This window comes from Gammaproteobacteria bacterium, from assembly GCA_011375345.1.
In the GTDB taxonomy this organism is placed as follows: Bacteria; Pseudomonadota; Gammaproteobacteria; order DRLM01; family DRLM01; genus DRLM01.
Map to the genome: position 1 here is coordinate 1 of DRLM01000085.1, position 8,601 is coordinate 8,601.

The 8,601-nt window shown below is 63.6% G+C and carries 6 protein-coding genes; 3 read left to right on the plus strand and 3 right to left on the minus strand.

What is annotated here, in order from left to right; genetic code table 11:
- From ENJ19_06340 to smc, 3 genes are all read right to left on the minus strand, one after another.
- A partial coding sequence (locus ENJ19_06340) for a hypothetical protein (protein ID HHM05347.1) occupies window positions 1–230 on the minus strand: 230 nt, incomplete at its 3' end.
- A gap of 110 nt (window positions 231–340) precedes the next feature.
- The gene (gene zipA / locus ENJ19_06345; GenBank protein HHM05348.1) at window positions 341–1,147 is read right to left on the minus strand and encodes a cell division protein ZipA; all 807 of its coding nucleotides are present in this window, start codon (window positions 1,145–1,147) and stop codon (window positions 341–343) included.
- Window positions 1,148–2,053: 906 nt separating this feature from the next.
- Window positions 2,054–5,569 carry a chromosome segregation protein SMC gene (gene smc / locus ENJ19_06350; GenBank protein ID HHM05349.1) on the minus strand — a complete coding sequence of 1,172 codons (3,516 nt, stop codon included), beginning with the start codon at window positions 5,567–5,569 and terminating at the stop codon, window positions 2,054–2,056.
- 259 nt (window positions 5,570–5,828) lie between these two features.
- Here smc and queF point away from each other — a divergent pair, with 259 nt between their 5' ends.
- The 3 genes from queF (at window position 5,829) to cysZ (ending at window position 8,358) form a co-directional block, all read left to right on the plus strand.
- Window positions 5,829–6,218, plus strand: a complete 390-nt coding sequence (queF, locus tag ENJ19_06355) for an NADPH-dependent 7-cyano-7-deazaguanine reductase QueF (GenBank protein ID HHM05350.1) — start codon at window positions 5,829–5,831, stop codon at window positions 6,216–6,218.
- On the plus strand, window positions 6,219–7,472 hold the full coding sequence (locus ENJ19_06360; GenBank protein HHM05351.1) for a carbohydrate kinase: 1,254 nt from the start codon (window positions 6,219–6,221) through the stop codon (window positions 7,470–7,472).
- 112 nt (window positions 7,473–7,584) lie between these two features.
- Window positions 7,585–8,358, plus strand: coding sequence for a sulfate transporter CysZ (gene cysZ, locus ENJ19_06365; protein HHM05352.1), 774 nt, complete (start codon window positions 7,585–7,587; stop codon window positions 8,356–8,358).
- Window positions 8,359–8,601: the final 243 nt, after the last annotated feature.

Consider the following 8,601-nt stretch of genomic DNA (forward strand, 5'->3'; position numbering starts at 1 on the left):
AGCAAGGCCCAGGCCAGGCTCGCCAGCGCCACCAGGTTTTGCAGCGTGGTGAAACGCCGCGCCTGCACCCCTTCAAGATCGAATCCCTGCTTGCTGAACCGGTAGCCTTCCTCGCAGGCCCAGCGGTCCAGGTAACCGTGAATCAGCCGCTCACCCTGGCGACGTCCCCGCACCGGCCGGGTGGTCACCAGTACCAACGGCTCCCGTTTGCCGTGGCGCACCACCACCATCCACAGCGGCTTGTCCGGGCGATTCAGGGATGCTTGACAGAGACTTCTGCGATGGCCACTGGACGGCGAACCGGCGCAGTGCCAACTGTGTGGGTCGTACGTCCGATCGTTCACTGCCCCACCCTGGCCTTCCGGCACCACTCTTGGATCTGCTCCCGCATATGCGTCACGGCCTGTTTGGTGAGCAGGCTGCGGCGGGCATCGCACACTTCTCCGCCCAGCTCTTGCGCCAGCTGACGGGCGCTTTTCAGCATGGTGTCGAAGGTTTTCAAGTCGTCCAAATCGTTGGAGGGCACCATGAACAGGCTGAGGCCGGTGGTGGTGAAATGCGCCATGTCCGACGGGTCGAAGCTGCCCGGTTTCATCACGTTGGCCACGCTGAACAAGGGCGGCCCGTGGGGATCGTCCTTGGCGTAGTAATGGAAGATGTCCATATCACCGTGTTCCAGACCGGCATTGGCCAACGCCTCCAGCAGGGCCGGACCTTTGAAGCGCCAGCCGTGGCGACCCATGACATTGAGCACCACGATACGCTCGGGATCGGTAACTTCCCGTGGAGGATGACGTCGCACCGGCGAGTTGGACTGCGGTTCCACCGCTTCGCGCTCTTCATTCAACGGCGCCGGACCGGTTGACATGGCCTCAGGCGGCGGCGATTCGGGCAGCGCCGCTCTGCGGTGGGACGGCTCGACCTCGGGGCTGCGCGGCGCGGCTTCGGCCACCTCGGCAGTGGCGAACAGGGGATCCAACTCTTCGGGGATTTCTTCGTCGAGGGAGGCGCGGTGGCGGCGGCCAAAGCCTGCGCTGCGCCGGGCATTGGCTTCCAGGCGGCGGACGCGGGCGTGGAAATACAAGGCGATGAGGATGATGGCGACGCCCACGCCGATCAGAATCAGGCTCACGGTTTGTGTTTCCATTCCCCCCTCCCGTTTTCGTTCTGCAAGAGACGCACCTGTCGTTTTGATTACCCCCGGATCTCAAGCGCAGGCGGGGCGAGGCTCCATCCCTTCGATAACGTCTTCGTAGACACGTGTCAGTGGCGCATTGTAGCCGATTGAGGTGAGCTTGAGGACATCGCCCTCATTCAAACTTTTCGAGCTGCCATTGGCGCATTCCCCGGCGATAGACGTTCTACCGGAAAGCTTGTGCCGGACCACCCAACATGTCGTTCAGACGCACTTTCCTATCCAATATGTATGAACACGGCACCTGGCCTGCCGCGCAAACAGATACGCCGCAGAGCGGTAAGGGTGGTGGCCATCCGGTCGTGGCGCGCTGCGCCGCCTTGCCTGCCCTGGGGGCACGCCTTTACGAACAGTGGGCTGAACTATTTTCGGCGGCCATGCGTTCATGACTTTGAGCGATGAACTTCCGCTGCTGTGGCGGAAGATTATGATTAGAACACCTCCCCTACCCCCTCTTTTTCTAAAGAGGAGGCGGCAAGAAGCGGCAGGACCTGAATGCGTGTTTCCCTTTCTCCTGTCCCACTGCTTCTGAACACAGTGTGTCATTTTCAGTTGGGGCCACGCTCCTCACAGCTCCTCCTTTGGGCAAGGGGACCGAGAGCCTGCCGGGTTTGGGATGAATCGGCTGCCGAACCGGGAGAGCGGTTCATATTGCCGCGATTTTTCGCTACATAGCGCCCACTCTGCGCCTCGACATCGCGACAATCTGCCCTCGCTCTCCCACTTTTTCGCTCGACCCCCCTAAATCCGACAGGCTCCGAAGGGGATCTCATAAACAAGAAAGAAGATTACATATCATCTGTTAGCTATTGATTTTTGCCAAACAAAACGGCTGGTGCATCGCGCCGCCACAGCAGTTCAAGACGCCGCCGCCAACTCCACCGCCTCGTCCACATCCACCGCCACCAATCTTGAGACCCCCGGCTCGTGCATGGTCACGCCCAGCAGTTGCTGGCAGATTTCCATGGTGACTTTGTTGTGGGTAATGAAAATAAACTGCACCCGCTCAGACATCTCCTGCAGCAGGCGGGAGAAACGCCCCACGTTGGCATCGTCCAGCGGCGCGTCCACCTCGTCCAGCATGCAAAAGGGCGCAGGGTTGAGTTCGAAAATGGCGAACACCAGGGCCACGGCAGTGAGGGCTTTTTCACCGCCGGAGAGCAGGTGGATGGTGCTGTTGCGCTTGCCCGGCGGGCGGGCCATAACGGTAACGCCGGTGTTGAGCAAATCATCGCCGGTCAGCTCCAGATAGGCGTGGCCGCCGCCGAACAGGCGCGGGAACATGGCCTGCAAGCCGCTGTTGACCCGGTCAAAAGTATCCTGGAAACGCTGTTTGGTTTCTTTGTCGATTTTGCGGATGGCGCTTTCCAGTGTGTCCAGCGCCTCGCACAAATCGGCGTGCTGGGCGTCCAGATAAGCTTTGCGCTCGGCCTGCTCGGTGTATTCGTCGATGGCCGCCAGATTGATGGCGCCCAGACGCTGGATTTGCTTTTCCAGCGCCTCCAGGCGCGCGGCCCAAGTTGGCTCGTCCGCCTCGCCGGGCAGCTCTTCCAGCAAGGCGGCGGCGGTGTAACCGGCCTCATTGAGGCGTTCGTCCAGCCCCTGACGGCGTACCGCAAGTGCTTGGCAGGCCAAGCGGGCTTGATCCAGTTCCTCGCGCACGTCATGGACACGCTGCTCCGCGCCAGTGCGACCTTCCGCCAGCTCCCGCAGGCGGTGCGCCCATTCGTCCACCCGGCGGCGGGCGGCGGCCAGGGACTCGTCCCTCTGCTGTCGCCTGGCCAAGGCCTCTTCCAATTCCCTTTCCATGGCCAGCACGGGCCCATCGCCCCCGGCCAGCGCGTGTTGCAGCTCACCACGGCGGTGGGCCAGGTGTTCCAACTGGGCCTGCATTTTGGATTGATTGGCTTCGGTGGCCTGCAGACGGCTGCGCAGGGACTCAGCCTTAAGGGCCACGGCGTGACGCCGCTCGCTATGCTCGCGGGCGGCGGCGCGGCACTGTTCCAAAGCGCGGCGGTGATGGTCACGCTGTTCCAGCAGGCGTTCACGCTGCTCGCCATGGCCCTCGGTTTCCGCCAAGGCGTTTTCCAGACGTTGCCGGGCTTGCAGCAGGCCGCTTTCGGCCTCACTTAAATCCTCTTCCAGCAACCGGGCTTCGTCAGCCAGGGTGGCACGGCGGGCGCTGAGCTGGCTCAGGCGTTCCTGCCGGCTGCTGAGCCGGGCCTTGAGTTCGGCCCGCTGGCGGGTGGCATCCTGCAGGTTCAGCTGGGCCTCGTCGCGGACTTTTTCCCAGTGAGACAGCTGCTCGGCGGCGTCCTCATATTGGTGCTCTGCGGCATTGAGTTTTTCTTCTGCTTCACTGATCTCCTTCTGCAATTCTTGCAACAGGCGTTCCCGCGCCAGCACCCCGCTGGTCGCATCCTGGGAACGCGACACCCGCATCCACCCCGGCCCCAGGCACAGTCCTTCGGGTGTGACAACGCACTCGCGCGCCCCCAAGCGACCCACCCATTGCCAGGCCTGCCCGACGCTGTCTGCGGCGTACACGCCCCCCAACACGGCATCCAAAGGCCAGGGCGCGCGCAGTTTGTCCATGAGGCGCGGCAAGCCGGTGGCGGGCTGGGCGGCGGGCGCGGGATGCGCGGTGTCGAACAAGGTCAGCTCGCCCTGCTTGAGCGCCGTCACCGCCGCGGTTTTGTCCGCCAGGCCGTCCACGCACAGCGCCTCCAAGGCGTGCCCCAGAACCGTTTCCACCGCCTGCTCCCACTTTGGCTCCACCTCCAGCGACTGGGCCAGGCGGGGCAAATCCGCCAGGCCGTGGTCGCGCAACCATTGCCCCAGCACGTCCTGCCCGGCCCCCAGCGCCTGTTCCTGCAGGGCTTCCAGGGAGGCGCGCCGGCCCTGTTTGTGTTGCAGGGTGGTGCGCAGTTCATCCAGTTTCTCCTGCAGCGCCCGCTGGCGGTGGCGCACCTCGGCAATGCGGGCCTGGGCCCCTTCCAGGGCGCCTTGGGCTTCGGCCAGCCCGGCATCGGTTTCGCAACCGGCTTCGGTCAAACGGTGGATTTCGTCTTCCAACGGCAAGGCGTCCAACCCGGTCAGTTCTTCATCCACCCGCCGCAGCCGGCCGCGCAGTTGGGCAAGGCGCTCTTCCAGATGATCGATGCGCGCCCGTTCCACTTCGGCCGCCTGCAATTGGGCGGCAGCGCGGCTGTTGAACTCATCCCACAGCCGCTGCCAGTCGTGCATGCTTTGTTCAGCGCAGGCCAGGGCAACGCGGCTTTGCTCCTCAGCGGTCCGGGCCTCGCTGAGCTGCTCGCCGATGCCGCCCAGTTCCCCCCCAAGTTGCTCGACCAGGGCGCGGTCATCGTCAAGATGGTTTTGGAGTTCTTCCCAGGCCTGGTCGGATTCCGCCAGCTCGCGCTGCTGTTGGGCGCGGGTTTGTTTGACGTGGGCAATGGCCTGTTCCAACCGGGCCACTTCTGCCCCGGCCTCATACACCTGGGCCTGCGCAGCATTGAAGCGCTCGTTCTCCTCACTGTGCTCCACCCGGGCCTCTTCCAGGCTGGCCTCGATGCGGCGCAGCCCGGCGGTCTCCGCCTCCATCCGGGTTTCCAAAGCGCGGATGCTCTGTTCACCCGCGACCACCTCGTCGTTCAGCACCCTCCAGCGCAGGGCCTGCAGCTGGCCATTGAGCAAACGCTCTTCCTGTTTCAGGGTTTTGTAGCGCTCAGCGGTTTTGGCTTGCCGCTGCAACACTTGCAAACGCTTCTCAAGTTCGTCTCGCACGTCATTGAGACGGTTGAGATTATCTTTGGTATGGCGAATGCGGTTTTCGGTCTCCCGGCGGCGCTCTTTGTATTTGGACACCCCCGCGGCCTCTTCCAGAAACACCCGCAATTCCTCGGGCCTGGCCTCGATCAGGCGGGAAATCGTGCCCTGCTCGATGATGGCGTAGCTGCGCGGCCCGAGGCCGGTGCCGAGAAAAATGTCAGTGATATCCTTGCGGCGGCAGCGCGAGCCGTTGAGGGAATATTGGGACTGCCCGTCACGGGTGACCTGGCGTTTGATGGCGATTTCGCTGTAGCTGGCGTACTGCCCCCCGAGAGCACCCTGGCTGTTGTCGAACACCAGCTCGATGGCCGCCTGCCCCACCGGCTTGCGCCCGGCAGAGCCGTTGAAGATCACATCCGCCATGGAATCGCCCCGCAAATGCTTGGCGGAACTCTCCCCCATCACCCAACGCACCGCGTCGATCACGTTGGACTTGCCGCAGCCGTTGGGTCCCACGATGCCGATGAGGTTGCCGGGCAAAGCAATGGAAGTGGGGTCGACAAAGGACTTGAAACCGGCGAGTTTGATTTTTTTCAGACGCATGAAAAAGACAAATCTTTACATTGGCAACAACGGTTCGAAGCGAGAAACCCTGCATCCATGGCCGTTCCCCCCTGGGGCAGGGCGTGGAGGAATTTTTTCGATAACCCCCCTCGATCCCCCTTTTTCTGGCCGGGTGTTGAAAAACAAAGTTTTTCAACAGGCTGCCAATGGGGGAGGCGGCCGCATGCGGGAAGGACCACCTTGACGCTGGGTTTATAGTATCTTTTGCCTCCTACGCACAACCTCAAAGAGCGACCCCATGCCCAGCCAACCCAGCAAGGAACTCGACACCTTCCCCAACCCCCATCCGGCGCGGGACTATACCATACGCATCCGCATCCCGGAGTTCACCTGTCTGTGCCCCAAAACCGGCCAGCCGGACTTCGCCACCCTGTATCTGGACTACGTGCCGGATGCGCGCTGCGTGGAGCTGAAATCCCTGAAGCTGTACGTGTGGGCCTTCCGCGACGAAGGTGCCTTCCACGAAGACATCACCAACCAGATTCTCAACGATCTGGTGCGTGCCTGTGAACCGCGCTTCATGCGCCTTACCGCCGAATTCAACGTCCGCGGCGGGATTTACACCACGGTGGTGGCCGAGCACCGTGCGCCCGGCTGGACGCCCCCGGCCGCGGTCACGCTGCCGTAAGTGCCCACTGCGCTTTATCTCGGCCTCGACCTCGGCACCTCCGGCTGCCGCGGCGTACTCATCGACGGCCATGGCCGGCTCAGCACCAGCGCCGCCGCCCCGCTCACCGCGCAAACCCCGAAACAATGGTGGCACGCTGTCTGTACCGTACTCGATCAACTCGCCTCCCGCGCTGATCTGCGGCAGGTTAGGCGGCTGGCGGTGGACGGCACCTCGGGCACGGTGTTGCTCACCGACGACCACGGCCGGCCGGCCAGCCCCGCCCTGCTCTATAACGACACCCGCGCCAGCACCGAAGCGGAGCGCATCGCCGCTGTTGCCCCCCTTGAATCCGCCGCCCGCGGCGGCGCCTCCAGCCTGGCCAAATTGCTGTGGCTGCGCGAGCGCGCCGATTCCACCGCCCGCCACGCCCTGCACCAGGCGGAATGGATCGCCGGCCGGCTGTGCGGACGCTGGGGTTGGGGAGATGAAAACAACTGCCTGAAAATGGGTTACGATCCCGTAGGCCGCTGTTGGCCAGGATGGCTGGATGCATTGCAGGTGCCGCGGAACTGGCTGCCGCAGGTTTTGCCCGCAGGAGCGACCGGCGCCTCCCTGGCTCCGGCCATCGCGCGGCGCTTCGGCTTTGCGCCGGAGGCCACCGTGGCCGCCGGCACCACCGACGGTGTGGCCAGCTTCCTGGCGGCCGGCGCCCACCGGGTGGGCGATGCCGTCACTGCCCTGGGCTCCACCCTGGTCATCAAAATCCTCGCGGAGCGGCCTTTGTCTGCACCCAGATACGGCGTCTACAGCCACCGCCTCGGTGACCGCTGGCTGGCCGGCGGCGCCTCCAACAGCGGCGGCGCCGTGCTGCTACAGCATTTCCACCAAACCGAACTCACCGCCCTCACCCCGGCGCTCAGGCCGGACCAGCCCACGGGCCTGGACTACTACCCCTTGCCCGCACCCGGCGAACGCTTTCCCGTCAGCGACCCCCATCTGGCCCCGCGCTTGGCGCCGCGCCCCACTGACCGGGCCGTGTTTCTGCAGGGGCTTTTGGAAGGCGTTGCACAGATCGAAAAACAAGGTTACCAGCGTTTGGCGGCGCTGGGCGCACCCTGGCCCCGCCGCGTGCTGACAGTGGGCGGCGGCGCCCGCAACCCGGCCTGGGCCCGCATACGGGCGCGGGTACTGGGCATGCCGGTGGACAGGGCCGCCCACAGCGAAGCGGCCTATGGCACGGCGCGGCTGGCGGCGGGCTTGGGCATTGGGTAACAGATGAAATGAAAATTGTTTTTATTTGAAAATCTCCCCCAAGCTTTCTTTATTCAAAGCGGGAGACAACAAACAAACCACACCAAGATATACTTGCAAGAGACTGAATCAAATGAAATACATAAGCCAGACCCTCGCCGGCGCCCGCTGTTTGCTGCACGGCTTCAGCCTGTTGAACAAGCCGGGCCTGCGCCGTTACGTGGCCGTGCCACTGGTGGTGAACATGGTCTTGTTCACCGCTCTCATTGCCGTGGGTCTCAGCCAGTTCGACGCCCTCATCCAACAACTGCTGCCAAACTGGCTGGACTGGCTGGACTGGCTGCTCTGGCCTTTGTTCGCCCTCACCCTGTTGGTGGTGGCGTTTTACACCTTCACCCTGGTGGCCAACCTCATCGCCGCCCCGTTTAACAGTCAACTGGCCGCTGCCGTGGAGCGTTACCTGGGCGACGCGCCGCCCAGCGGCGAAGGCGGCTGGCAGCGGGCCCTGAAAGATCTCATTCCAGGCCTGTGGCAGGAGATGAAAAAGTTTTTCATTCTGGCGGCCTGGGCGCTGCCATTGCTGATTCTGTTTTTGATTCCGGGACTCAATGTCATCGCCCCCTTCGCCTGGCTGCTGCTCAGCGCCTGGCTGCTGGCGTTTGAATACAGCGACTATCCCCTGGGCAACCACGGCCTGAATTTCCCTGACCAGCGGACGCTACTCCGACAAAACCGCTTCGCGGCCCTGGGCTTTGGCGGAATGTGCCTGTTTCTGACCAGCATTCCGGTGGTGAATTTTTTCGTGATGCCCGCGGCGGTGGCGGGGGCGACGGTGCTGTGGCGGGAGACCGTGGCGGAGAAACAGAACGCCTTGTCGCGAGCCGCCACCAGCCTGAATCGGCGCTAGCCGATATCACCGGCTCAAACAAGCCTGCAAGCGTGCTACCCCTTCCTCCAGGCGCGCCATCGATGTGGTGTAAGCAAAGCGCACGTGGTTCCGGGCCCGGTGGCGGCCGAAGTCGATGCCGGGGGTGATGGCCACGCCGGCCCGGTCCAGCAAATCCAGCGTAAAGCGATGACTGTCACCACTGAAACGGCGGCAATCGGCGTAGATATAAAAGGCGCCATCGGGCTCGGCGGGCACGCCAAA

Coding starts and splice junctions, on each gene's coding strand:
- zipA (HHM05348.1), bottom strand. CDS start 1,147: ATGGAAACACAAACCGTGAGCCTGATTCTGATCGGCGTGGGCGTCGCC.
- smc (HHM05349.1), bottom strand. CDS start 5,569: ATGCGTCTGAAAAAAATCAAACTCGCCGGTTTCAAGTCCTTTGTCGAC.
- queF (HHM05350.1), top strand. CDS start 5,829: ATGCCCAGCCAACCCAGCAAGGAACTCGACACCTTCCCCAACCCCCAT.
- cysZ (HHM05352.1), top strand. CDS start 7,585: ATGAAATACATAAGCCAGACCCTCGCCGGCGCCCGCTGTTTGCTGCAC.